Source organism: Streptomyces cavernicola, assembly GCF_029968035.1.
GTDB classification, from domain to species: domain Bacteria; phylum Actinomycetota; class Actinomycetes; order Streptomycetales; family Streptomycetaceae; genus Streptomyces; species Streptomyces cavernicola.
Genome location: NZ_JASCIQ010000005.1, coordinates 144,221 through 168,545 on the forward strand (window position 1 = coordinate 144,221; position 24,325 = coordinate 168,545).

At 71.4% G+C, this 24,325-nt stretch carries 20 protein-coding genes; 7 read left to right on the plus strand and 13 right to left on the minus strand.

The genetic code is table 11. The features are described from left to right. Nucleotides 1–23 precede the first annotated feature (23 nt). From QIS96_RS06835 to QIS96_RS06850, 4 genes are all read left to right on the plus strand, one after another. Nucleotides 24–563 carry a DUF501 domain-containing protein gene (locus tag QIS96_RS06835; RefSeq protein ID WP_282541486.1) on the plus strand — a complete coding sequence of 180 codons (540 nt, stop codon included), beginning with the start codon at nt 24–26 and terminating at the stop codon, nt 561–563. Then, the gene (locus tag QIS96_RS06840; protein ID WP_282541487.1) at nt 560–1,501 is read left to right on the plus strand and encodes a Ppx/GppA phosphatase family protein; all 942 of its coding nucleotides are present in this window, start codon (nt 560–562) and stop codon (nt 1,499–1,501) included. The genes QIS96_RS06835 and QIS96_RS06840 overlap by 4 nt, the downstream gene beginning before the upstream one ends. A 378-nt stretch (nt 1,502–1,879) precedes the next feature. Next, a complete protein-coding gene (locus QIS96_RS06845) occupies nt 1,880–3,274 on the plus strand; it encodes an NAD(P)/FAD-dependent oxidoreductase (RefSeq protein WP_282541488.1) in 1,395 nt (464 codons plus the stop codon). A gap of 210 nt (nt 3,275–3,484) precedes the next feature. Next, a complete protein-coding gene (locus tag QIS96_RS06850) occupies nt 3,485–4,774 on the plus strand; it encodes an SAM-dependent methyltransferase (RefSeq protein WP_282541489.1) in 1,290 nt (429 codons plus the stop codon). Between the two features lie 769 nt (nt 4,775–5,543). On the opposite strand, the gene QIS96_RS06855 is transcribed toward QIS96_RS06850, so the two are convergent. Both QIS96_RS06855 and fdxA read right to left on the minus strand, forming a co-directional pair. Beyond that, the gene (locus QIS96_RS06855) at nt 5,544–6,638 is read right to left on the minus strand and encodes a bifunctional succinyldiaminopimelate transaminase/glutamate-prephenate aminotransferase (RefSeq protein WP_282541587.1); all 1,095 of its coding nucleotides are present in this window, start codon (nt 6,636–6,638) and stop codon (nt 5,544–5,546) included. Nucleotides 6,639–6,750: 112 nt separating this feature from the next. After that, nucleotides 6,751–7,071 (minus strand): ferredoxin, encoded by a 321-nt coding sequence (gene fdxA / locus QIS96_RS06860; protein ID WP_282541490.1) that lies wholly within the window; start codon nt 7,069–7,071, stop codon nt 6,751–6,753. 140 nt (nt 7,072–7,211) lie between these two features. Here fdxA and QIS96_RS06865 point away from each other — a divergent pair, with 140 nt between their 5' ends. Then, the gene (locus QIS96_RS06865) at nt 7,212–8,219 is read left to right on the plus strand and encodes a GNAT family N-acetyltransferase (protein WP_282541491.1); all 1,008 of its coding nucleotides are present in this window, start codon (nt 7,212–7,214) and stop codon (nt 8,217–8,219) included. Between the two features lie 31 nt (nt 8,220–8,250). Next, nucleotides 8,251–9,081 carry a transglutaminase-like domain-containing protein gene (locus tag QIS96_RS06870; RefSeq protein WP_282541492.1) on the plus strand — a complete coding sequence of 277 codons (831 nt, stop codon included), beginning with the start codon at nt 8,251–8,253 and terminating at the stop codon, nt 9,079–9,081. 65 nt (nt 9,082–9,146) lie between these two features. On the opposite strand, the gene QIS96_RS06875 is transcribed toward QIS96_RS06870, so the two are convergent. The 4 genes from QIS96_RS06875 to QIS96_RS06890 all read right to left on the minus strand — a co-directional run bounded on the left by QIS96_RS06875 (nt 9,147) and on the right by QIS96_RS06890 (nt 13,283). Then, nucleotides 9,147–11,456 (minus strand): peptidoglycan binding domain-containing protein, encoded by a 2,310-nt coding sequence (locus QIS96_RS06875; RefSeq protein WP_282541493.1) that lies wholly within the window; start codon nt 11,454–11,456, stop codon nt 9,147–9,149. A 163-nt stretch (nt 11,457–11,619) separates the two neighbouring features. Continuing rightward, on the minus strand, nt 11,620–12,033 hold the full coding sequence (locus QIS96_RS06880; RefSeq protein ID WP_408907135.1) for a DUF6113 family protein: 414 nt from the start codon (nt 12,031–12,033) through the stop codon (nt 11,620–11,622). Between the two features lie 7 nt (nt 12,034–12,040). Beyond that, nucleotides 12,041–13,030, minus strand: a complete 990-nt coding sequence (gene mshB / locus QIS96_RS06885; protein ID WP_282541494.1) for an N-acetyl-1-D-myo-inositol-2-amino-2-deoxy-alpha-D-glucopyranoside deacetylase — start codon at nt 13,028–13,030, stop codon at nt 12,041–12,043. 58 nt (nt 13,031–13,088) lie between these two features. Continuing rightward, nucleotides 13,089–13,283 (minus strand): DUF2304 family protein, encoded by a 195-nt coding sequence (locus QIS96_RS06890; RefSeq protein WP_282541495.1) that lies wholly within the window; start codon nt 13,281–13,283, stop codon nt 13,089–13,091. Nucleotides 13,284–13,502: 219 nt separating this feature from the next. Between QIS96_RS06890 and QIS96_RS06895 the strand changes: the two genes are divergently transcribed. Continuing rightward, nucleotides 13,503–15,674: a prolyl oligopeptidase family serine peptidase gene (locus QIS96_RS06895; protein ID WP_282541496.1), complete on the plus strand. Its 2,172-nt coding sequence runs from the start codon at nt 13,503–13,505 to the stop codon at nt 15,672–15,674. Between the two features lie 722 nt (nt 15,675–16,396). Here the strand turns inward: QIS96_RS06895 and QIS96_RS06900 are convergent. The 7 genes from QIS96_RS06900 to QIS96_RS06930 all read right to left on the minus strand — a co-directional run bounded on the left by QIS96_RS06900 (nt 16,397) and on the right by QIS96_RS06930 (nt 24,315). Continuing rightward, the gene (locus tag QIS96_RS06900) at nt 16,397–17,416 is read right to left on the minus strand and encodes an ABC transporter ATP-binding protein (protein ID WP_282541589.1); all 1,020 of its coding nucleotides are present in this window, start codon (nt 17,414–17,416) and stop codon (nt 16,397–16,399) included. Between the two features lie 4 nt (nt 17,417–17,420). Continuing rightward, nucleotides 17,421–18,404, minus strand: a complete 984-nt coding sequence (locus QIS96_RS06905; protein WP_282541497.1) for an ABC transporter ATP-binding protein — start codon at nt 18,402–18,404, stop codon at nt 17,421–17,423. Between the two features lie 8 nt (nt 18,405–18,412). Then, nucleotides 18,413–19,390: an ABC transporter permease gene (locus QIS96_RS06910; protein WP_282541498.1), complete on the minus strand. Its 978-nt coding sequence runs from the start codon at nt 19,388–19,390 to the stop codon at nt 18,413–18,415. Beyond that, nucleotides 19,383–20,306 (minus strand): ABC transporter permease, encoded by a 924-nt coding sequence (locus QIS96_RS06915; protein WP_282541499.1) that lies wholly within the window; start codon nt 20,304–20,306, stop codon nt 19,383–19,385. The genes QIS96_RS06910 and QIS96_RS06915 overlap by 8 nt, the downstream gene beginning before the upstream one ends. 27 nt (nt 20,307–20,333) lie before the next feature. Beyond that, nucleotides 20,334–21,956 (minus strand): peptide ABC transporter substrate-binding protein, encoded by a 1,623-nt coding sequence (locus QIS96_RS06920; protein WP_282541500.1) that lies wholly within the window; start codon nt 21,954–21,956, stop codon nt 20,334–20,336. Nucleotides 21,957–22,112: 156 nt separating this feature from the next. After that, a complete protein-coding gene (locus QIS96_RS06925; RefSeq protein ID WP_282541501.1) occupies nt 22,113–23,264 on the minus strand; it encodes an ABC transporter ATP-binding protein in 1,152 nt (383 codons plus the stop codon). Then, complete coding sequence (locus QIS96_RS06930) at nt 23,257–24,315, minus strand: ABC transporter ATP-binding protein (RefSeq protein WP_282541502.1); 1,059 nt, start codon at nt 24,313–24,315, stop codon at nt 23,257–23,259. Before QIS96_RS06930 ends, QIS96_RS06925 begins: the two co-directional genes overlap by 8 nt. Between the last annotated feature and the right edge of the window lie 10 nt (nt 24,316–24,325).

Sequence of the window (24,325 nt, forward strand, 5' to 3'; positions counted from 1 at the left end):
ACCGAGAGACACGAGCAACCGGCATGGAAACGCCCCCGCCCTCCACCCCGCGCACCGAGCCGACCGACGCGGACGTCGCGGCCTTCAAGCAGCAGCTCGGCCGCCCGCCGCGCGGCCTGCGGGCCATCGCCCACCGCTGCCCGTGCGGCCAGCCCGACGTGGTGGAGACGGCGCCGCGACTGCCCGACGGCACGCCCTTCCCGACGCTGTACTACCTGACGTGCCCGAAGGCCGCCTCGGCGATCGGCACCCTGGAGGCCAACGGCGTCATGAAGGAGATGACGGAGCGGCTCGCCACGGACCCGGAGCTCGCCGCCGCTTACCGCGCCGCGCACGAGGACTACATCCGCCGCCGCGACGAGATCGAGGTGCTCCAGGGCTTCCCGTCCGCGGGCGGCATGCCGGACCGGGTCAAGTGCCTGCACGTCCTCGTCGGCCACTCGCTCGCGGCGGGCCCCGGCGTGAACCCGCTCGGCGACGAGGCGATCGCGATGCTGCCCGAGTGGTGGCGCAAGGGCGCGTGCGTGACCGTCGCCGAGGACAAGCCGGAGGAGACCGCATGACCCGCGTCGCCGCCATCGACTGCGGTACGAACTCCATCCGCCTCCTCGTCGCGGACGCCGACCCTGAGACCGGTCAACTGGTCGATCTGGACCGGCGGATGACGATCGTCCGGCTCGGCCAGGACGTCGACAGGACCGGCCGCCTCGCCCCCGAGGCCCTGGAGCGCACCTTCGCGGCCTGCCGCGAGTACGCCGAGATCATCAAGGAGCACGGCGCGGAGAAGCTCCGCTTCGTCGCCACCTCGGCCTCGCGCGACGCCGAGAACCGGGACGAGTTCGTGCGCGGCGTCGTCGACATCCTGGGCGTGGAGCCCGAGGTGATCACCGGCGACCAGGAGGCCGAGTTCTCCTTCAACGGCGCCACCAAGGAGCTCACCGAGTCCGGGCTGCGCACGCCCTACCTGGTCGTGGACATCGGCGGCGGCTCCACGGAGTTCGTCGTCGGGGACGCCGACGGGGTGCGCGCCGCCCGCTCCGTGGACGTCGGCTGTGTGCGCATGACGGAGCGACACCTCGTACGGGACGGGGCGGTCACGGATCCGCCGTCGCCGGAGCAGATCGAGGCGATCCGCGCGGACATCGCCGAGGCCCTCGACCTGGCCGCGGAGACGGTGCCGATCGGCTCGGCGCACACGCTGGTCGGCCTCGCGGGCTCGGTCACCACGATCGCCGCCCTCGCGCTCGGCCTGCGGGAGTACGAGTCGGCCGCGATCCACCACTCCCGGGTCTCCTTCGCCCAGGTCAAGGAGATCACCGAGCGCCTCCTCGCCTCGACGCACGCCGAGCGCGCGGCCCTCGGCCCGATGCACCCGGGCCGCGTGGACGTGATCGGCGCGGGCGCCCTCGTACTGCTGCTGATCATGGAGCGGATCGGCGCGGACGAGGTCGTGGTGAGCGAGCACGACATCCTCGACGGGATCGGCTGGTCGCTGGCCTGAACCGCCTTGGATTCCTTGGCGGCGGGCCGGATCGACCGTGTCGGCGAGAAAGTTCGTGAACTTCTTCACAAGGAAATGGGGTCCGGCGGGCGTCTCTGTGCGCCCGCCGTCCTGAATGGTGGGCTCCGCCGGACCTCACCCTAGGTTTCAGAGGCGGGTCGGCCGGCGGTAACCGCCAGGAAACCGGGCCGTGGTCCACTCGGGGTCGCGCCGGGAGCAGCAGCTCAGCGGCGGTCTCAACGTGCTCGGACCGGTCGTTGGTTCCCTTTTCGGGTCATGACCTCGGTCACGTGGGCCGCGGAGTGTAGCAGAGGGTGTCGAGACCCTTGTGAAGGGGCTCACGAGCGACGCCCATTCGGTGGGTGGATACTCGATGGCATGAGCACCACGGAGCGTCCCAGGATCCTCGTTGTAGGTGGCGGGTACGTAGGCCTGTACGCAGCTGCGCGCATCCTCAAGAAGATGCGCTACGGCGAGGCGACCGTCACGGTCGTCGACCCGCGGTCGTACATGACGTACCAGCCCTTCCTCCCCGAAGCTGCCGCCGGCAGCATCTCCCCGCGGCATGTCGTCGTCCCGCTGCGACGCGTCCTGCCCAAGGCCGAGGTGCTCACCGGGCGGGTCACGACCATCGATCAGGACCGCAAGGTCGCCACGGTCGCGCCGCTCGTCGGCGAGGCCTACGAGCTGCCCTTCGACTACCTGGTCATCGCGATGGGCGCGGTCTCCCGCACCTTCCCGATCCCCGGCCTCGCCGAGCAGGGCATCGGCATGAAGGGCATCGAGGAGGCCATCGGCCTGCGCAACCACGTCCTCGAGCAGCTCGACAAGGCCGACTCCACGACCGACGAGGAGGTCCGCCGCAAGGCGTTGACCTTCGTCTTCGTGGGCGGTGGCTTCGCCGGAGCGGAGACCATCGGCGAGGTCGAGGACATGGCCCGCGACGCGGCGAAGTACTACAACAACGTGTCCCGTGAGGACATGCGCTTCATCCTCGTCGACGCCGCCGACAAGATCCTTCCCGAGGTCGGCCCGAAGCTCGGCCAGTACGGCAAGGAGCACCTGGAGAGCCGTGGCGTCGAGGTCTACCTCTCGACCTCCATGGACTCCTGCATCGACGGCCACGTGGTCCTGAAGAACGGCCTCGAGGTCGACTCCAACACGATCGTGTGGACCGCCGGCGTCAAGCCCAACCCGGTGCTCTCCCGCTTCGGTCTGCCGCTCGGCCCGCGCGGCCACGTGGACACCCAGGCCACCCTCCAGGTCCAGGGCAGCGACTACATCTGGGCCGCGGGCGACAACGCCCAGGTGCCGGACCTCGTCGGCCGCAAGGCGGGCAACGAGAACGCCTGGTGCCCGCCGAACGCCCAGCACGCGCTGCGCCAGGCGCGGATCCTCGGCGACAACGTGATCTCCGGCATGCGGGGCTTCCCGCAGAAGGAGTACAGCCACGCCAACAAGGGTGCGGTCGCCGGTCTCGGCCTGCACAAGGGCGTCGCGATGATCGTCATGGGCAAGATGAAGATCAAGCTCAAGGGCCGTCTCGCCTGGTACATGCACCGCGCTTACCACGGCATGGCGATGCCGACGTACAACCGCAAGATCCGCGTCTTCGCGGACTGGACCCTCGGCATGTTCCTCAAGCGCGAGGTCGTCTCCCTCGGCGCGATGGAGTCGCCGCGCGAGGAGTTCTACGAGGCCGCCAAGCCCGCGCCCGTCGCGGCGGCCGCCGACAAGGCCGAGGCCAAGTCGGAGAAGGCCAAGGCCTCCTGAGCCCCGGCTCACCCGTCAGACCCCGCAGGGGCCGCCCGCCATCCGTGGTGCGGGCGGCCCCTGCGTGGTTTCTGCGTACGCGTGAGGCTGGGCGGTCGCCCGGGGCAACGGTTTTGCGTTCCCTTTATGCCGCAACGGGACTGCAAGCACCCCCTGTTGGTGTTTACGTGGTGTTGGACCTACCGGTAGAGACCAGGAAGGTGACACGCCATGGAAGACGCCGCGCTGCGGCTGAGGACCCTCGCCGAGCAGCTCCTCGGAGTCCCTCTCCCCGTCCGCATCCGCGCCTGGGACGGCAGCGAAGGCGGCCCCCCTGGCGCCCCCACTCTGGTCGTACGCAACCGTCGCGCCCTGCGCCGGCTGCTCTTCAAGCCCGGCGAACTCGGGCTCGCCCGCGCCTGGGTCGCCGGTGACCTGGACATCGACGGCGACCTCTACACCGCCCTCGACCTGATGTCCGAGCTGATCTGGGAGCGCGCCGAGGACGCCCCGCGCCCCTCCCTGCGCGACCCGGAGACCCGCACCGCCGTCCGCGAGCTGCTCTCCCTCGCCGGGCCCCTGCTGCTGCCGCCCGCGCCGCCCGCCGAGGAGGTCAGCCGGCGCAGCGGCCCCCTGCACACCAAGATCCGCGACCGCCAGGCCATCAGCCACCACTACGACGTCGGCAACGACTTCTACGAGCTGGTCCTCGGCCCGTCGATGGTCTACTCGTGCGCCTACTGGGAGTCGCCGGACGCGAGCCTGGAGGACGCCCAGCGGGACAAGCTCGAACTCATCTGCCGCAAGCTGGAGTTGAGACCCGGGCAGCGGCTGCTCGACGTCGGCTGCGGCTGGGGCTCGCTCGCGGTGCACGCGGCCCGCGAGCACGGCGTGCAGGTCGTCGGGGTCACGCTCTCCCAGGAGCAGGCCGCGTACGCCCGCAAGCGGATCGCCGACGAGGGGCTCACCGACCGGATCGAGATCCGCGTCCAGGACTACCGCGACGTCCGGGACGGGCCGTACGACGCGATCTCCTCGGTGGGCATGGCCGAACACGTCGGCTCGGAGCGGTACTTGGAGTACGCGCACGCCCTGCACGCCCTCCTGAAGCCCGGCGGGCGGCTGCTCAACCACCAGATCGCCCGGCGGCCCGTCGGGGACGAGGACGCGTACAGCGTGGACGCGTTCATCGACGCGTACGTCTTCCCGGACGGCGAGCTGGCCCCCGTGGGCCGTACGGTCTCGCTCCTGGAGGAGTCCGGGTTCGAGGTGCGCGACGTGGAGGCCATCCGCGAGCACTACGCGCTGACGCTGCGGCGCTGGGTGGCCAACCTGGAGGACGCGTGGCCGGCGGCCCTGCGGATGGTCTCGCCCGGCCGTGCGCGGGTCTGGCGCCTCTACATGGCCGCTTCCGCGCTGGCCTTCGAGCGGAACCGGATCGGGGTGAACCAGGTACTGGCCGTACGCACCCCGGACTCCGGTGCGTCCGGCCTGCCCCTCCGGGCACGGGACTGGCGGTAGGCGGTTTTTCCTTCCCCACCCCGCCCCTTCCCGAAAGTCCTGCCGGACGGGCCTCCTCAAACGCCGGAGGGGCTGAAAATCAGCCCCTCCGGCGTTTGAGGCGCGGGGTCTGGGGCGGCGCCCCCCCCCCCGCGGCCGGGGGGCCGGCCGCGGCGCCGCCCGCCCCCGGCGGGGGCGCCGCGCCCGCCGCCCCCCCCCCCCCCCCCCCGCCCCTCTGCGTGTTCGTCCCCGTCCTCAGCGGACAACTCCGAGGCCTGCCGCCCCCGGCCCCGCGCCTCGGGGCTCCGCCCCGGACCCCGTTTTTTGGATCCCCTCCCCGCCCCTTCCCGAAAGACTGCCGTCGGCTCCTGGGGGCCAGCCCCCAGACCCCCTCCCCCATCTCAAACGCCGGAGGGGCTGAATTTGGCGGGCTGGGGCTGATCTTTTAGGGGTACGGGGCGGCAGCCCCGACGGCCGGGGTCCGGGCGCAGCCCCGCCAGGGGCGCGGGGAACTGCGCGACCAGCCACGACGGCGCGGCAGCCGAACGACAGCCGGGGCCGGGGCCCGGGGCGCAGCCCCGACTGACGGGGTCCGGGGGGGGGCAGCCCCGACGGCCGGGGTCCGGGCGCAGCCCCGCCAGGGGCGCGGGGAGCTGCGCGACCAGCCACGACGGCGCGGCAGCCGAACGACAGCCGGGGCTCGGGGCGGAGCCCCGGCGAGCGGGGCCAGGGGTGGCAGCCCCGGAGTTGTCCGCTGAGGACTTCGGGAAGGGGCGGGGAGGGGAAAAGGTCAGGACAGCCTGCGCACCGCCTCCGCGACCCGCTCGTCCGTGGCCGTGAAGGCGACGCGGACGAAGTGGTCGCCGGCCGGGCCGTAGAAGTCGCCGGGGGCCACGAGGATGCCGAGCTCCGCGAGGTGCGCCACCGTCGACCAGCAGTCCTCGCCGCGCGTGGCCCACAGGTAGAGGCTGGCCTCGCTGTGCTCGATGCGGAAGCCGTGGGCGAGCAGGGCCTCCCGCAGGGCGGTGCGGCGGGCTGCGTAACGGGCGCGCTGCTCGGTGACGTGGGCGTCGTCGGAGAGCGCCGCGATCGTGGCCGCCTGCACCGGAGCGGGCGTCATCATGCCGCCGTGCTTGCGGACCTGCAGGAGCTCCCCGAGGACGGCCTCGTCGCCGGCGAGGAACGCCGCCCGGTAGCCCGCCAGGTTGGAGCGCTTCGAGAGCGAGTGGACGGCGACGATGCCCTCGTGGGAGCCGCCGCAGACGTCCGGGTGCAGGACCGAGACCGGCTCCGCCTCCCAGCCGAGCTCCAGGTAGCACTCGTCGGAGAAGAGCAGCACCCCGTGCTCGCGCGCCCACGCGACCGTACGGGCCAGCTCGTCCTTGGTCAGGACCCGACCGGTCGGGTTGGAGGGCGAGTTGAGCCAGAGCAGCTTCAGGCCGGCCGGGTCGAGCTCGGTCGGGTCGTCGTAGGCGACGTACTCGGCGCGGGCCAGGCGGGCGCCGACCTCGTACGTCGGGTAGGCGAGGCGCGGGTAGGCGACCTTGTCGCCGGGGCCGAGGCCCAGCTGGGTCGGGAGCCAGGCGACGAGCTCCTTGGAGCCGACGACCGGCAGGACCCCGCGGTGGGTGATCCCGCGGGCGCCGAGGCGCCGCTCGCACCAGCCGGTGATCGCGTCCCGCAGCTCGGGCTTCCCCCAGACCGTCGGATAGCCGGGGCTGTCCGAAGCCGCCGTCAGCGCTTTCTGGATGCGCTCGGGCACCGGGTCGACGGGGGTGCCGACGGAGAGGTCGACGATGCCGCCCGGGTGCGCTGCCGCCGTCGCCTTGTACGGCTCCAGCTTGTCCCAGGGGAAGACGGGAAGACGCGAAGAGACCGCGCCCACGCTTGGACTCACGAGGCTGCTCACTTTCTCGTACGTACTACGCAAAACACCACGGTCCCGTGCGGCGTCGAGGCCGTACGGGACCGGGGCGAGGTGCTGGGCCGCTGGCCGCTTACTGGTTCTGCGGCGGCAGCTCGGCGATGAAGGCGTGGTCGCGCTCGATCAGGCCGAGCTTGCTGGCACCACCGGGCGAGCCGAGCTCGTCGAAGAACTCGACGTTCGCCTTGTAGTAGTCCTTCCACTCCTCCGGGGTGTCGTCCTCGTAGAAGATCGCCTCGACCGGGCACACCGGCTCACAGGCTCCACAGTCGACGCATTCATCCGGGTGGATGTACAAGGAGCGCTTGCCCTCGTAGATGCAGTCGACCGGGCACTCCTCGATGCACGCCTTGTCCTTGACGTCGACACAAGGCTGCGCGATGACGTAAGTCACGCTGTCGTTCCTCCTCGATAGGGCGCTGGCGGGCCTCCTCAGGCTCCGCCGCCTGGCGCGCGGGAGCGCGGCGTCGTCGATGCCCGCACCTAGTATCTCCGTTCCGGGTCATGATCCGAACAGGAGGGGCGGACTGAGCTGTGGAAATCATCGGAGGCGGGCTCCTCGAAGTCCACATCAAGCCTACTGACGTGGGAAAACGCGTGTCGGTCCGGTGCCTGAGCGGCAGTGGAATCCCAGGTGAGAAGTTCACCGACACGGTCGGCGTTCTCACATCGTGGACCAGCGGTGTGCTGCTGATCACACGGCGGGACGGGGAGCCTGTCCGCATCGCGGAATCGGCGCTCGTGGCCGGAAAAGTGATCCCGGCCGCCCCGGCGCGTCGCCGCGGCCCCGCCGCCTCCTTCGAGGAGCTGGCCCGCGTCACGGCGCGCGCCTGGGAGCCGGTGGAGAGCGAGCGGCTCGGGGAGTGGGTGCTGCGCGCCTCCGCCGGGTTCACGCGGCGCGCCAACTCCGTTCTGCCGCTCGGCGATCCGGGCCGACCGCTCGACGATGCACTCGCGTACGCACGCGACTGGTACGCGCGCCGTGAGCTGCCCGCGTACGCCCAGGTCGCCACCGGCGCGGAGGGCACGCAGGAGCTGCTCGGCGCGGAGCTCGCGGAGCGTGGGTGGGTGCGCGAGGTGAGCGCGCAGGTGTGGATCGGCGGCCTCGCCCCGGTCGGCGACCTGGACGCGGACACGGACCGGGTGCGGCTCGCCCGCTCGTACGACGAGGCGTGGCTGCGGCGCTATCAGCGGTTCGGGACGCCGGGCCCGCACGTGGGCAAGGTCCTCGGCAGCGGTCCTTCGACCTGGTTCGCGTCCGTGCCGGGCACGGGCGGGACGCCGGCGGCGATCGGGCGGTGCGTGGTGGACGGGCGCTGGGCCGGGTTCATGGCCGTCGAGGTCGACCCGGAGCGGCGGCGGCAGGGGCTCGCCACGGCCGTCATGGCGGCGCTCGCCCGGCAGGCCCTGGACGAGGGCGCGTCGGCGGCGTGGCTGCAGGTCGAGGACGACAACGCGGCGGCGCGGGCGCTGTACGACGGCATGGGCTTCGCCGTGCACCACAGCTACCACCACTACCGCGCGCCGGACGCCGCCGAGTGAGCCGGTCCGCGTGACAGGGCACGATGCACTCATGGGACCGGAGCACACGGACCGGCGGCAGCAGTTCGCACAGGAGGCCCGCGCCGAGCGGCCCGACCTGGCGCTGCTCTGCCTGCTGCTCGCCGCGGAGGGCGACCCGAAGCTCGACGAGGCGGGCATCGACGCCGCCCAGATGGAGCTGGACCGGCTCGCCGGACTCCTGCCGTTCCGCCCCGGCGGACCGCGCGCCTGGGCCTCAGCACTCGCCGAACTCCTCGGCGGGCGCTGCGAGTTCCGCGGCTCGGCGGCCGACTACCAGCGCCTGGAGTCCTCGCTCCTGCACGCCGTCCTGCGGCGCCGGCGCGGCCTGCCCATCCTGCTGTCCGTGGTGTGGACGGAGGTGGCGCGGCGGGCCGGTGCGCCGGTGTACGGGGTGGCGCTGCCGGGGCACTTCGTCGTCGGCTTCGGGCCGCCCGAGGACCAGATGCTCGCCGACCCGTTCGACGGCGGGCGGGTCCTCACGGGCACGGACGCGGAGCTGCTCGTCTCGGGGGCGACGGGCGGACCGCTCGACGCGTCGATGCTGCTCCCGGCCGACCCGCTGGACATCGTCGTCCGCATCCTGAACAACATCCGCGCCTGGGCCGCCGCCCGCCCCGAGCGCAGCGACGTCGCCCTGTGGGCCATCGACCTGTCGCTCCTGATCCCCTCGCACCCGGCCCGGCTGCGCCACGAGCGGGCCCAACTCCTCGTCCAGCGCGGCGAGTTCCTGGCGGGCGCGGCGGAGCTGGAGGAGTACGCGGCGGTGGTCGAGGCGGTGGACGCCAAGGCCGCCGAGCGGGTGCGGCGGGACGCGCGGCTGGCTCGGGCACGCCTGAACTGACACCCCGCGCACATGCGTACGGCACGGCCTCCGGAGGTCGTGCCGTACGGGTGTGGCTCGTCGGGTCAGTTCTGCTGCTCGGGGCCGATCTGGACGATGCGGTCCGCGGGCGTCCTGCCGATCAGGGCGCGGTTCACGGCCTGGGCCACGAGCGCCGGCGTCACCGGCTTCTTGGAGCCGTCGGCCATGGTGAGCTGCACGTCGTCGAAGGCGCCGCCGTACAGCTCCTTCAGGACCGCGCGGTCGTAGTACGGGACCAGGCGGGTGCGGTCCTCGCTCGGCACGACGCGCAGGAACTTGTAGATCGACTTCTCCGGGCTGAACGACACCGTGTGGGCGGCGTCCGTGCGGACCGTGATGAGGCCGGACATCGCCGGGGTGGCGAACTCCTTCATCATCCGGTCGACTTCGGCCTTCGGGACGTTCGGGTCGGCCGCGGAGACCGGGAGCTGGACCGGGTCGGTGGAGCCGGTCTCCAGCTGGGTGCGGTAGGCCGCCTCGACGGCCGCGACCGAGCCCTCCGGGTTCAGCTGCTTGCCGGACTTCCCGTACGACGGGACGGCCTTGCCGGGCAGGAACTTGATGGTCGCCTCGGCGGCCGAGCCCGAGGTGCCGGCGACGCGCTCCAGGGCGTCGCGCAGCTTCTCCTTGTCGGTGGGAAGGACCGGGTCGGCCGTGCGCTCGGCGCCGAAGAGGGAGCCGATGACGGAGATCGGGTTGTAGTCGCTGCCCGCGGCCCGGCGGACGGTCTCCTGGGTGTTGACGGAGAGGCCGGCCTGGCTCGGCTTGAGCGTGGCCTTGTCACCGTCGATGGAGAGCTGCAGCGGCTGCGCGGCGCGCTTCGCGATCGCCGTGTCCAGCTTCTTGACGGCCTCGTCGCGGGTGCCGCCGCCGATGTCGACGCCGAGCACCGTGGTGCCCTTCGGGACGTCGGAGTGGTTCATCAGGAGCCCCGCGCCGTAGGCGACACCGGCGAGGACGACGACGCCCGCGCCGATCAGGACCAGCTTGTTGCTGCCCTTCTTGGCGTTGCGTCCACTCCTCGGGGCGGTCGAGCTCTCCTCGTCCTCGTACGAGTCGAACTCGCTGTCGGACTGCTGCTGCCGCGGGGCGGGCGGGTCGGGGAGCACCGGCGGGGTGTGCCGGGGCCGGGGTCCGGACGGGCCGGGGAAGCCGGAATCGGCCTGCGGTCCGGACGGCACCACGGGGATGCCGCTGGTCAGCGTGTCACCGGAGACGTGCCGGCCGCCGGGCGGCGGTCCTTCGCCGCTCTGCGGGGTGAGCATCGCGGTCTCGTCGGCGGCGGGGCCTGCCGGGCCCGCGCTGATGCCGTTGCCGACGCCCGCGCTCTTCTGGAACGCGGCGGGAAGCATCGGGCCTTCGCCCGTGGCCGGGCCGCCGGTCGGACCGGAGGGGCCTGCGGGAGCGGGCGGTCCTGCCGGGCCTGCGGAACCGGGGCCCGCCGGGGCGCCGGGGCCCGGCCCGAACAGGCTGGAGCGGGCGAGGGGGTTGTCGGTGCCCTGCTCGGCGCCGGGGCCGGGCGCGCCGCCGATGCCGGGCGCGCCGCCACCGCCGGGGCCGCGTCCGGCACCGGGTGCGCCGGAGGCTCCGCCGGGGCCGCCGCCTTGCGTGCCGCCCTGCCCGTTGCCCTGTGCGCCGCCTTGGCCGCTGCCCTGTCCGCCGCCCGGTCCTTCGCCGGACTCCGAGAAGAACGGCAGGTCACCGCGCGTACCGCCGCCTGCGGTCGGGGCGGCAGGTGGCGTCGGGGAGCCGGGAGCGCCGCCCGGTGCGCCGCCGGAGACGGCGAGTGCGCCGCCCGGACCACCGGCCGAACCGCCCGCGGACGGGGCGGGCTTGCGCGGCGCGAACCAGTCGCTCGTCTTCTCGCCCGAGGCTTCGGCGGCGGGCGCCTTCGCGCCCCTCGGTGCGCCCTGAGGTGCTCCCGAACCACTCGAAGGAGCACCGGCAGAAGCACCGGCGGAAGCACCGGCGGCAGGGCTGGACGCAGCGCCCGCAGCAGCGCCGGACGCCTTGCCGCCGCCGATCGGCGACGAGGGGCCCGCCGCCTCGGCGTTGTCGCCGTCGCCGACCGGAGTGCGCATCACGACGGGCGGGATGGGCCGCGAGCCGGGGATGTTGATCCGGATACGGGTGGTCAGCTGGGTCTTCGTCTCTGGCGGTCCCGCCGATTCCGGCGTCGGAGGCTGCTCGGCCTCGGGCTCGGCGCCCTGCTGCCAGGGCCCTCCCTGCGGAGTGCGGTCCGCGCCTCCGCTCCGGTCGCCGCCGGGCGGTCCGTACGGCGGGGTCCCCGAGGGGTACGCGGCTCCACCGCGCCCCTGGGGCCCGGAGGACGAACTGTCAGTTTCACGACTCAAGGCAGGTTCTCCCGATCGGCTTCGCCGCCCGCCGATCCTCCAGCGGAATAAGCGCAGTGCCAGCGCGGGCGGCTCGGCGGCGCGCACCACCATACTGGCCGCGCCCGGCGGTCAGCGGGCGACCGCAGTCAATCCCGTACGCCCGGCTGTTCATAGTGGTACGTCACTTGCCAAGTCGGCCGCTGGGGCGCAGGGGTTGCATGGGGGCACCCACCGTGGCAGACATCACAGCAACGGCCATTCCGCCCAACAAGTAGGCATACGAGCCAAGTCCGGCGCCGAACACGAAGTCTCCCTCGGGCCTGCTCGACGTCAGCAGGATCACCGCGACCAGCCAGCCGGCGCCGGCCGCGAAACCGCCGCCCTTGGTGCCGGTGGCGCGCGCCCCGCCGTAGCAGACCCCGGCCGCGCCGAGCAGGGCGAGCAGCAACCCGCCCGGGAACCAGGCGGCTTGGATGAGCGCGCCCGCGGCGCCCGCGACAGCGCCGATCGCGAGCAGCAGCAGATGCGCCAGGATCCGGGCGGGCTTCAGGGGCTGGGCCATGAAGCCTCCGGATGCGTTTCCTTGCGTGCTCACGTGCTGGTCACCGTTCCTCGGTCGTGCTGTCGGTATCGGGGGCGGTCTCGGGATCGGTCTCGGGATCGGTCTCGGGATCGGTCTCGCTGTGGGGCTGTGGCCGGTCGAACGGCAGGCCCGCGAAGAGATCGTGCTCGCGCTCGCCCGGCGCCGCGCCCGAGGGGCCTCGCACCAGCTCGTAGTACTCGGTGTCGAAGAGGGGCTGCGCCAGGTCGTTGGAGAGCGCGAACCACGGCTCCTCGACGGCGATCTGCGTCGCGTGGGCGCGCATCGCGGCGGCCTTGCGGGCGACTTGGGGGCGGCCGTCGATCACCGTGGTGATGCGGTCGTCGTCCACCACGCCCGGCACGTCGTCGAGCACGGCGGCCGCCCAGGGCAGTCCGGCGACGGCATGCTCGTTCAGTTCGGCGAAGAGGCGCTCGCCCACGGAACGCGGCACCCGGTTCCAGTAGATCTTGGCGATCTCGTGCGCCGGCCCGAGCTCCGGGCGGAAGCCGGCGTCGGCGGCGAGGTCGGCGGCGCGCATCGCGACCCGGTGGGCCTGGATGTGGTCCGGGTGCCCGTACCCGCCGTCGGGGTCGTACATGACGAGGACCTGGGGGCGCAGCTCGCGGATCACCTCGACGAGCAGCGCGGCCGCCTCGTCCACGTCCGCGGACCAGAAGGCGCCCGCGCGGTGGTTCTGCTCGACGCCCATCATCCCGGAGTCCCGGAACCGCCCTGGGCCGCCGAGGAAGCGGTGGTCGGTGACGCCCAGTTCCTTCATCGCCGCGGCGAGCTCGTCGGCGCGGTGGGCGCCGAGGGTGTTCTCGTGCTCCGCGGCGAGGTGGGCGAGGGCAGGCGGAATCACCTCGCCCTCCTCGCCGAGGGTGCACGTCACGAGCGCGACATGCACGCCTTGTGCGGCGTACGCGGCCATGGTCGCGCCGTTGTTGATCGACTCGTCGTCGGGGTGCGCGTGCACCAGGAGCAGACGCCGGTCCGCCAGTTCGGTCATGCCCCCAGCCTACGAGGGGATGCCGGGCCGGCATCCCCTCGCCCGCTGCACCCCGCGCTCAGAACTTCAGGTCGCCCAGCATGCCCGCCACATTGGTCGTGACCTCGCTGATCGTGGGAGCGATCGAAGAGCTGGCCAGATAGAAACCGAGCAGCACGCACACGAACGCGTGCCCCGCCTTCAACCCTGACTTCTTGATCAGAAGCACGACGATGATCGCGAACAGCACCACCGCCGAAATCGACAGGGCCACGGCGGTTCACCTCCATAGGACGACGGGACGTCGGGACGTCTTACAGCAAGCGGGCGGCCGCATGGGCCGCCTCAACACCGGGTCGGCGTACGCCCGTTCGGGCTCAGCAGGGGTATACCCACCCAGTGCCACGGATCATAACTTTCCGTGTCCCGGCATGGATCGGTGCATGGCAGCACGAGGGGCGCATGGACGCGGCGCGATCAGTAGCCTCGGGTCATGACCTCCCCACTGCCCGCACAGCAGCCCTTCCCGCGCCGCCACGCGCGCACCCAACGCTTCACGCTGGGTGCGCCCCGCGCGTTCACCGTCTCACCTGATGGATCGCGGGTGGTGTTCCTGCGTTCCCGGTCCGGAACGGACCGGGAGACCGTGCTGTGGGTCATGGATGTGGACGCCGCCGCCGAGTCGGACGTGGTGGAGCGGATCGCGGCGGACCCGGTGGCGCTCCTGCACGGTGCGAGCGAACAGCTGTCGGCGCAGGAGCGCGCCCGGCGCGAGCGCAGCCGGGAGAGCGGCGCGGGCATCGTGGGCTACGCCACCGACGGCGCCGTGGAGTTGGCGTCCTTCGCGCTCTCCGGCCGGCTCTTCACGGCCGAGCTGCGCGCGGGCACGGCCCGTGAACTGCGCGTTCCGGGACCGGTGATCGACCCGCGCCCGGCGCCCGACGGCCGTCATGTCGCGTACGTCAGCGGCGGCGCCCTGCGCGTGGTGGGCGCCGAGGGCGAGGACGACCGGGCGCTCGCCGAGCCGTACGTCACAGAGCCCGGCGCGGACCCGGCGGCGGGCACCGTGACGTACGGCCTCGCGGAGTTCGTGGCGGCCGAGGAGATGGGGCGCTCGCGCGGGTTCTGGTGGTCGCCCGACTCGGATCGGCTGCTCGTGGCGCGGGTGGACGACGCCCCCGTGCACCGCTGGTGGATCGCCGACCCGGCGCACCCCGACCGGGAGCCGTCCCCGGTGGCGTACCCGGCCGCGGGCACCCCCAACGCGGACGTACGGCTCTTCGTGCTCGGCCTGGACGGCTCGCGCACCGAGGTCGAGTGGGACCGGGCCCGCTACCCGTACCTGGCGCGCGTGCACTGGTCGGCGGCCGGGGCGCCGCTGCTGCTCGTACAGGCGCGGAGCCAGCGCGACCAGCTGTACCTGGCGGTGGACCCGGACACCGGCGCGACCCGCATGGTGCACGCCGACGAGGATCCGGACTGGCTGGAGCTGCTGCCCGGCGCGCCCGCGTGGACGCCGTCGGGGCAGCTGGTGCGGATCGCGGACGAGGGCGGTGCGCGGGTCCTCAGCGTCGGCGAACGGCCGCTGACGGGGCCGCAGTTGCAGGTGCGAGCGGTACTGGACATCGCCGACGAGGACGTCCTGGTCGCGGCCTCGGCCGGGGCGGAGGCGCAGGCCCCGGAGATCGGCGAGACGCATGTGTACCGGGTCAACGAGCTCGGCGTGGAGCGCGTCTCGCAGGAGCCCGGCGTGCACTCGGCGGTGCGCGCCGGCGGGGTGACCGTGCTCGTCTCGGCGCGCCCCGAGCACCCCGGTGCGCAGGTCCAAGTCCTGCGGGGCGGCAAGCAGTTGGCGCTGATCGCCTCGTACGCGGAGCGGCCGGGCATCACGCCGCGGGTCACGCTCACCGAGGCGGGCGCACGCCGGATTCCGTGCGCCGTCCTGCTTCCCACGGACTACCGCGAGGGGGACGGTCCGCTTCCGGTTCTGCTGGATCCGTACGGTGGTCCGCATCACGCGCGCGTGGTGGCCGCGCACAACGCGTATCTGACCTCGCAGTGGTTCGCCGACCAGGGTTTCGCCGTCCTCGTCGCGGACGGCCGCGGCACTCCGGGGCGAACTCCCGCCTGGGAGAAGGAGATTCACGAGAAGCTGGCGTCGGTCGTCCTCGCCGACCAGGTCGACGCACTGCAGGCGCTGGCCGGCGAGTTCCCCTTCGACCTGTCGCGGGTCGCCATCCGCGGCTGGTCCTTCGGCGGCTATCTGTCCGCGCTCGCCGCGCTGCGCCGCCCGGACGTCTTCCACGCGGCGATCGTGGGCGCGCCCGTCACGGACCAGCGGCTGTACGACACGCACTACACGGAGCGGTACCTGGGCGATCCGCACGCGCAGCCGGGCGTGTACGCGGAGAACTCCCTGGTGACGGACGAGGGCCTGTCGGGTGCGGTGGAGCCGGGGCGGCCGATGATGATCGTGCACGGCCTCGCCGACGACAACGTGGTGATGGCGCACTCCCTGCGGCTGTCCTCCGCGCTGCTCGCGGCGGGGCGGCCGCATGAGGTGCTGCCGCTTTCGGGGGTGACGCACATGACGCCGCAGGAGCAGGTGGCGGAGAATCTGCTGCTGCTTCAAGTGGACTTCCTGAAGCGGGCGTTGGGCCTCTAGCTCTCGCTCTTGGTACGGCGATCGGCCGGGGTGACATGGAGCACCCCGGCCGATCCACGGCACCCGCACGGCCGTACGTTCCTCAGCGTGACGCTTGCTCATGTCGCCGGAGCGTCGGCCGGGTTGCCTGTTTGTTTCCCCACCCCGCCCCTTCCCGAAAGTCCTCAGCGGACAGCTCCGGGGGCTCCGCCCCCGAACCCCCGCTCCTCAAACGCCGGAGGGGCTGAAAGTTTGCGGGGGGGCTGAATTTGGGCTGCTGTGGGCCCCGACAGGGGCGCGGGGAACTGCGCGACCAGCCACGACGAAGCGGGCAGCCAAAACACAGCGCCGCAGCCACGCGGCGGCAGCCGCATATCAGGCACAGCCGGGAAGGGGCGGGGAGGGGCTGAGTCTCGCGCCAGCGGCCCTGGTGAAGGTTTTCAGGGGCGCGGGGAACTGCGCGCCCAGCCACGACGGCGCAGCACCCGAACGACACCGCCGGAGGCTTTCGGGAAGGGGCGGGGAGGGGCCGATTCTCGCGCAACCGGCCACAACGGCGCGGCAGACGAAGAACGGCGCAGCAGGGCCCGAAGCCGTTCGTAGCCCACGCGGTGGCGACCGCAGATCGACACAGTCAAGGGGACGGCCCCGCGCGAGCGGACGCCGCACAACCGTGCAGCCGGGAAGCCCCGATGGCAGCCTCTCCGGGGTGTGAGGAGCGGGGACAGGGGGGAACCCTGGGGTCAGGCTCCGTTGGGGACGACGTGGCGTTCCTCCGCGAAGTGGCACGCCGAGGCATGGGCCCCCGGCCCACCCCCGGGAGCGAACCCCTCCGGCACCGCAAGCAACGGCACCTCCACCGCACACCGCTCCCGCGCCTTCCAGCACCGGGTGCGGAACCTGCAGCCGGAGGGCGGGTTCGCGGGGGACGGGACGTCGCCGGAGAGGATGATCCGGTCCCGGTGCGCCCGCGCCTCCGGGTCCGGCACCGGCGCAGCCGAGAGGAGTGCCTGTGTGTAGGGGTGCGTGGGATGTTCGTAGATCTCGGTGTCCGTGCCCGTCTCCACGATCCGGCCGAGGTACATCACCCCGACCCGGTCCGAGATGTGCCGCACGATCGACAGGTCGTGGGCGATGAAGACGTACGACAGCCCGAGTTCGGACTGGAGGCGGTCCAGGAGGTTGACCACCTGGGCCTGTACCGACACGTCGAGCGCGGAGACCGGCTCGTCGGCGACGATGATCTCGGGGCGCAGCGCCAACCCCCGTGCGATGCCGATGCGTTGACGCTGGCCGCCGGAGAACTGGTGCGGATAGCGGTTGATGTACTCCGGGTTGAGCCCGACCACGTCGAGGAGTTCCTGGACCCGGCGGCGCCGGTCCCCCTTCGGGGCCGCCTCGGGGTGGATCTCGTACGGCTCTCCGATGATGTCGCCGACCGTCATCCGCGGGTTCAGGGACGTGTACGGGTCCTGGAAGACCATCTGGATGTTGCGGCGGACCGCCTTCAGCGCGCGGCCCGAGAGGCGTGTGATGTCCTCGCCCTTGTAGCGGATCAGTCCGGCCGTCGGCCGCTCCAGGTTCATCAGGAGTTTCGCGACGGTGGACTTGCCGCAGCCGGACTCCCCCACGATGCCGAGGGTCTCGCCGCTGCCCAGGTCGAAGTCCACGCCGTCGACGGCCTTCACCGCGCCGATCTTCTTCTTGAAGAGGATGCCCCGGGTCAGCGGGAAGTGCTTGACGAGGCCGCGTACTTCAAGCATGGGTTCAGGCGTCACGCAACGTCTCCCTCCAGAAGTGGCAGGCGCTCTCCCGCGCCCCGTCCTCGGCGACGGCGTACAGCGGCGGCTCGTCCGTGAGGCAGACGTCCTGGGCGCGCGGGCAGCGCGGGTGGAAGGCGCAACCGGGCGGGATGGCCATGAGGTTGGGTGGCAGGCCCTTGATCGCGTACAGCTCGTGGCCCTTGTGGTCCAGGCGCGGGATGGAGTCGAGCAGGCCGCGGGTGTACGGGTGGGCCGGGGCCTTGTAGAGGTCGTGCACGGGGGCGGTCTCGACGATGCGGCCCGCGTACATCACGGCGATCCTGTCGGCGACGTCCGCGACGACGCCCAGGTCGTGCGTGATCAGGATCAGGCCCATGTGGTACTCCTGCTGCAACTCGGCCAGGAGATCCATGACTTGGGCCTGCACGGTCACGTCGAGGGCCGTCGTGGGCTCGTCGGCGATGATCAGCGCGGGTTCCAGGGCGAGCGCCATGGCGATCATGATGCGCTGGCGCATGCCGCCGGAGAACTGGTGCGGGTACTGCCCGACCCGCTCCTTCGCTGCCGGGATCCGCACTCGGTCCATCAGCTCGACCGCCTTCGCCCGCGCGTCCTTGCGGGACATGCCCCGGTGCACGACGAACATCTCGCCGAGCTGCTCGCCGACCGAGAGCACCGGGTTCAGGGAGGACAGCGCGTCCTGGAAGATCATCGCCATCTCGGCGCCGCGCACCTTGCGCCGGTCGTCCTCCTTGAGCTGGAGCAGGTCCCGGCCCTGGAAAAGGATCTCGCCCCCGGTGATCCTCCCGGGCGGAACGTCGAGGATGCCCATGATCGCCTGCGCGGTGACCGACTTCCCGGAGCCGGACTCGCCGAGCACGGCGAGCGTCTCGCCCGCGTCCACCTCGTACGAGACGCCGTTGACGGCCTTGGCGACTCCGTCGTGGGTCCTGAACTCCACGTGCAGATCGCGTACTTGGAGCAGCATCGCGGCTCTCACCTCAGCTTCGGGTCGAGGGCGTCGCGCACCGCGTCGCCGAGCATGATGAACGCGAGGACCGTGACGCTCAGCGCGCCCGCCGGCCACAGCAGCATGTGCGGGGCGTTGCGGATGGACTGGGCGGCGTTGGCGATGTCGATGCCCCAGGACACGGTGGGCGGGCGCAGTCCGACGCCGAGGAACGACAGGGTCGCCTCCAGGGCGATGTACGTGCCGAGGGCGATGGTCGCGACGACGATGACCGGCGCGACCGCGTTCGGCGCGACATGCCTCAGCAGCATCCGCCCGTTGCCCGCGCCGAGCGCCCGCGCCGCCTGCACGTAGTCGTTCTGCTTGGCGGTGATCACCGAACCGCGGGCGATGCGGGAGACCTGCGGCCAGCCGAGCAGCACGATGAAGCCGACCACCGGCCACACCGTCGTACTCGTGACCACCGAGAGCAGCACCAGGCCGCCGAGGATCACGGGGATGCCGAAGAAGATGTCCGCGATCCGGGAGAGCAGCGCGTCCCACCAGCCGCCGAAGAACCCGGCGAGCCCGCCGAGGAGGCTGCCGAGCAGCGCGGCCCCGAGGGTGGCGCAGACCCCGACGGTGATGGAGGCGCGGGCTCCGTACACGGTGCGGGTGTAGACGTCGCAGCCCTGGCTGTCGTAGCCGAAGGGGTGGCCGGGCTCCGGGCCCTCCTGGGCCTTGGACAGATGGCACTCCAGCGGGTCGCCGCTCGCGATCAGGCTCGGCCAGATCGAGATGACGACGAGGAAGAGGATGAGGAGTCCGGAGACCAGGAAGACCGGGTTGCGGCGCAGCTGGAACCAGGCGTCCGACCACAGGCTCCGCGGCTTGCCCGCGGGCCCGGTGCCGAGCGGCCCGCCCGGGGTTTTTTCCAGCGTCTCGGCCTCGCTCATGGCCAGATCCATCGCACCTCCTCCCCCGCTGGGGGCGACGGCCTGCTGGGGGTCGTACCGCTCAGGCATAACGGATCCTCGGGTCCAGGACCGCGTACAGGAGGTCGACGAGCAGGTTGGCGAGCAGGAAGACGATCACGAGGATCGTCACGAAGCCGACCACCGTGGGGGCGTTGTTGCGCAGGATGCCCTGGTAGATCTGGTAGCCGACGCCGTGGATGTTGAAGATCTTCTCCGTGACGATCGCGCCGCCCATGAGCGCGCCGATGTCCGTGCCGATGAACGTGACCACCGGGATCAGCGAGTTGCGCAGCAGATGCCGGGTGATGATCCGCCGCCGCGGCAGGCCCTTGGCGACGGCGGTGCGTACGTAGTCGGCGCGCACGTTCTCCGCGATGGACGTCCGCGTGAGCCGGGTGACGTACGCGAGGGAGACCAGGGCGAGGACGACGCCGGGCAGGATCAGCTCGCTGAACGGGGCGTCCGGGGAGACCGTCGGACGGATCAGGTCCCACTTCACGCCGAACAGGAACTGCAGCACATAGCCGCTGACGAACGTCGGGACGGAGATGACGATCAGGGTGAGGACGAGCACCGAGGTGTCCACGGACCGGCCGCGCCTGAGCCCGCTGACCACGCCGAGCGTGATGCCGACGAGGAGCTCGATGACAACCGCGACGAGCGTCAGCCGCAGCGTCACCGGGTAGGCGCCGGCGAGGAGTTCGGTGACCTTCTGGCCGTTGAACGCGGTGCCGAAGTCGCCCCGGAAGATCTGCCCCATATAGTGCAGGTACTGCTTCCACAGCGGCTGGTCGAGATAGAGCTCGTGCCGGATGCGGGCCGCGGTGGCGGGGTCCGGCGCCTTGTCCCCGAAGAGCGCGGCGACCGGGTCGCCGAGCGCGTACACCATCACGAAGATCAGGAACGTGCTGCCGATGAAGACCGGGATCATCTGGAGCAGGCGTCGGATCACATAGCGGCCCATGAGGGTGCCCCCTGCCTCGGTTGCTGCTCAGCTGACCTTGATCTGGTCGTAGACCGGGACGCTGAACTGGTTGAGCTGGACGTCCGAGACCAGGTCCGACCAGCCGGCGGAGCCGTTCTGGTACCAGAGCGGGATCGCCGGCATCTGGTCGGCGAGGATCTTCTCCGCGTCCTGGAACTTGGCCACGGCCGCGGCCTGGTCGCTCTCCTTGTTGGCCTCGGAGATCAGCCGGTCGAACTCCTTGTTCTCGAACTTGCCGTAGTTCGAGGAGCCGCCCGTCGCGTAGAGCGGCTGCAGGAAGTTCTGGATCAGCGGGTAGTCGGCCTGCCAGCCGGAGCGGAACGGGCCCGTCATCTTGTAGCCGGCCATCTGGTTCTTGAAGTCGGCGAAGGTGCCGACCGGGTTGACCGTGCACACCGCGCCCTTGCCGAGGGCGTTGTTGATGCTGTTGCAGACCGCGTCCAGCCAGTCGCGGTGCGAGCCGGTGTCGACGTTCGACGTGAACTGCACCTTCCCGCCGGGCAGTCCGCCGCCTTCCTCGATCAGCTTCTTGGCCCGCTTCGGGTCGTAGGTGCAGGCGTCACCGCACAGGCCCTCCTGGTAGCCGCCCTTCTCGCGCAGGGCGGGCGAGGTCCAGTCGGTGGCCGGGGTGCGGGTGCCCTGGTAGATCTGCTGGGTGATCTCCTCCCGGTTGATCGCCATGGACAGGCCCTTGCGGACCTTCTCCATGCCGGGCTTGTTCCAGCGGTCGTCGTACATCGGGAAGACCACCGACTGGAAGATCAGCGCGGGCTGGTTGATGTACCGGTCGCCGAGGTCGGCCTTCACGTTCTTCAACTGCTTGGCCGGCACGTCGTCGACGAGGTCGAGGTTGCCCGCCATCAGATCCGTGTACGCGGTGTTGTTGTCCGTGTAGACGACCAGGTCCACGCCGCCGTTCTGCGCCTTGTCCGGGCCCTTGTACCCGTCCCAGGCGCGCAGCTTCATCGAGGAGCCCTTGGTGTACGACTCCACGGTGTACGGGCCGTTGCCCACCGGCTTCTTCAGCCAGCCCTCGTGGTCCTCGAAGAACGACTGCGGCAGCGGCACGAACGCCTGGTAGCCGAGGGTCTCCGGCCAGGTGGAGAACTTCTCGTTCAGCTTGACCGTGAACGTCCGCGCGTCCTTCACGACCAGGCCCGACATCGTCTTGGCCGTGGCCTTGCCGGACTCCGGGTGGACCTGGTCGTAGCCCTCGATGTTGGCGAAGAACGGGGAGTTGTTCTGCTTGTTGTCGACGTGCGCGCCGTAGTTCCAGGCGTCCACGAAGGACTTGGCGGTGACCTTCTCGCCGTTGCTGAACGTCCAGCCGGACTTCAGGGTGACCGTGAAGTTCTGCTGGTCGGTGGTGTCGATCTTCTCGGCGACCATGTTCTCGGCCTCGCCGGTCTTCGGGTCGTACCGCTTCAGACCCCGGAAGACCATGTCGAGGACCTTGCCGCCCTGGACCTCGTTGGTGTTGGCCGGCTCGATCGGGTTCTGCGGGTCGCCCCAGGAGGAGCGCACGATTCCGGCACCGTCGCCGCCGCTGCTGCTGCCGCCGCAGGCCGTCGCCGCGAGGGCGACGGAGACCGCGCACACGGCCCACTTGACGTGGGTGGCTCCGCGCATGGAGTGCCTCCTAGATGCGATACGCACAGGTAGGCCCCAATACACCCCAGGCCCCGACGACTCGCATGCGCACGACCTCCTTCCGTGCGCCCGCGCAAGCAGAAACCCCCCGGATGCCCGAGCGGGCTTCCGGGGGGTCGCTGTGCGAGCGAGGGATCAGGCCGCGTGCACGACGTCCTTCTCCTCGGCGAAGTGGCACGCCGACTCGTGCGCGGCCAGGGTCTCCGAGTCCTTGAACCGCTCGGGGATCGCGAGCACCGGCACCTCGGTGGCGCACTTGTCCTGCGCCTTCCAGCAGCGCGTACGGAACCGGCAGCCGGAGGGCGGGTTGGCCGGCGAGGGAACGTCCCCGGTGAGGATGATCCGCTCCCGGCCCTCGCGGGCCTCCGGGTCCGGCACGGGCACCGCGGAGAGCAGCGCCTGGGTGTACGGGTGCGTCGGGTGGTCGTAGATCTCGGCGTCCGTGCCGATCTCGGCCATCTTGCCCAGGTACATCACGCCGACCCGGTCGGAGATGTGCCGCACGATGGACAGGTCGTGCGCGATGAAGAGGTAGGACAGGTTGAACTCGTCCTGCAGCTTCTCCATCAGGTTGATGACCTGCGCCTGCACCGACACGTCGAGCGCGGAGACCGGCTCGTCGCAGATGATGATCTCCGGGTTGAGCGCGAGGCCGCGGGCGATGCCGATGCGCTGGCGCTGGCCGCCGGAGAACTGGTGCGGATAGCGGTTGATGTACTCCGGGTTGAGGCCCACCACGTCCAGGAGCTCCTGGACCTTGCGGCGGCGGTCGCCCTTCGGGGCCCCCTCGGGGTGGATGTCGAAGGGCTCCCCGATGATGTCGCCGACCGTCATACGCGGGTTCAGCGAGGTGTACGGGTCCTGGAACACCATCTGGATGTTGCGGCGCACCGCCCTGAGAGCGCGCCCCGACAGCTTGGTGATGTCCTGGCCCTTGTAGAACACCTCGCCGGAGGTGGCCGTCTCGAGCAGCATCAGAAGCTTGGCGACGGTCGACTTGCCGCAGCCGGACTCGCCCACGATGCCCAGGGTCTCGCCCTGGTACAGGTCGAAGGAGATCCCGTCGACGGCCTTGACCGCGCCGATCTGCCGCTTGAAGAGGATGCCCTGGGTCAGCGGGAAGTGCTTGACCAGGTTCCGCACCTGCAGGATCGGCTCACCGCGCTCCACCGGAGCCTCGATCGCCGCTTCGACCGCGCCGGCGGGTTCGGCCGCTTCCGCCGCTTCCGTCGCGGAGACATCGGACTTCCGGTCCACCGGCTCTTCGCCCTTGTTCAGGTCAGCCATGGATCGTCTCCTTCCAGAAGTGGCAGGCGCTGCCGCGCCCGGCGATCTCGCCACCGCCCTGCTCGGTCACCTGGTGCAGTACGGGGGTCTCCGTACGGCAGATGTCCTCGGCCTTCGGGCAGCGCGGGTTGAAGGCGCAACCGGTCGGGATCCGGGTCAGGTTGGGCGGCAGGCCCTTGATCGCGTACAGCTCCTGGCCCTTCTGGTCCAGGCGCGGGATCGAGTCGAGCAGACCCCGGGTGTACGGGTGCGCGGGCCGCTTGTACAGCTCGTGCACCGGGGCGGTCTCGACGATCCGGCCCGCGTACATCACGGCGATCTTGTCGGCGACGTCCGCGACCACACCCAGGTCGTGGGTGATGAGGATCAGGCCCATGTTGAACTCCTGCTGCAGTTCAGCGAGGAGGTCCATGACCTGGGCCTGCACGGTCACGTCGAGGGCCGTCGTCGGCTCGTCCGCGATGATCAGGTCGGGGTCGAGCGCGAGCGCCATGGCGATCATGATGCGCTGGCGCATACCGCCGGAGAACTGGTGCGGGTAGTCGTTCACCCGCTCCTTGGCCGCCGGGATGCGCACGCGCTCCATCAGCTCGACGGCCTTGGCCTTGGCCTGCTTCTTGCTCAGGCCCTGGTGCACGCGGAACATCTCGCCGAGCTGATAGCCCACGGAGAGCACCGGGTTGAGGGCGGAGAGCGCGTCCTGGAAGATCATCGCGATCTTCTGGCCGCGGATCTTGCGCCGCTCCTCGTTGGACATGGCGAGCATGTCCTCGCCGCGGAAGAGGATCTCTCCCTGCGGGATCTTCCCGGGCGGCATGTCGAGGATGCCCATGATCGCCTGCGCGGTCACGGACTTGCCGGAGCCGGACTCACCGAGGACGGCGAGCGTCTCGCCCGCGTCCACGGTGTAGTTGACGCCGTTGACCGCTTTGGCGACGCCGTCGCGGGTGTGGAACTCGACGTGTAGATCCCGGACTTCGAGCAGCGGAGTGCCGCCGTCCCGGCCGCTGCGCGGCTCGGGGAGGCCTGCTGTCTTGTCGATGGTGGTCATCAGGTACGCC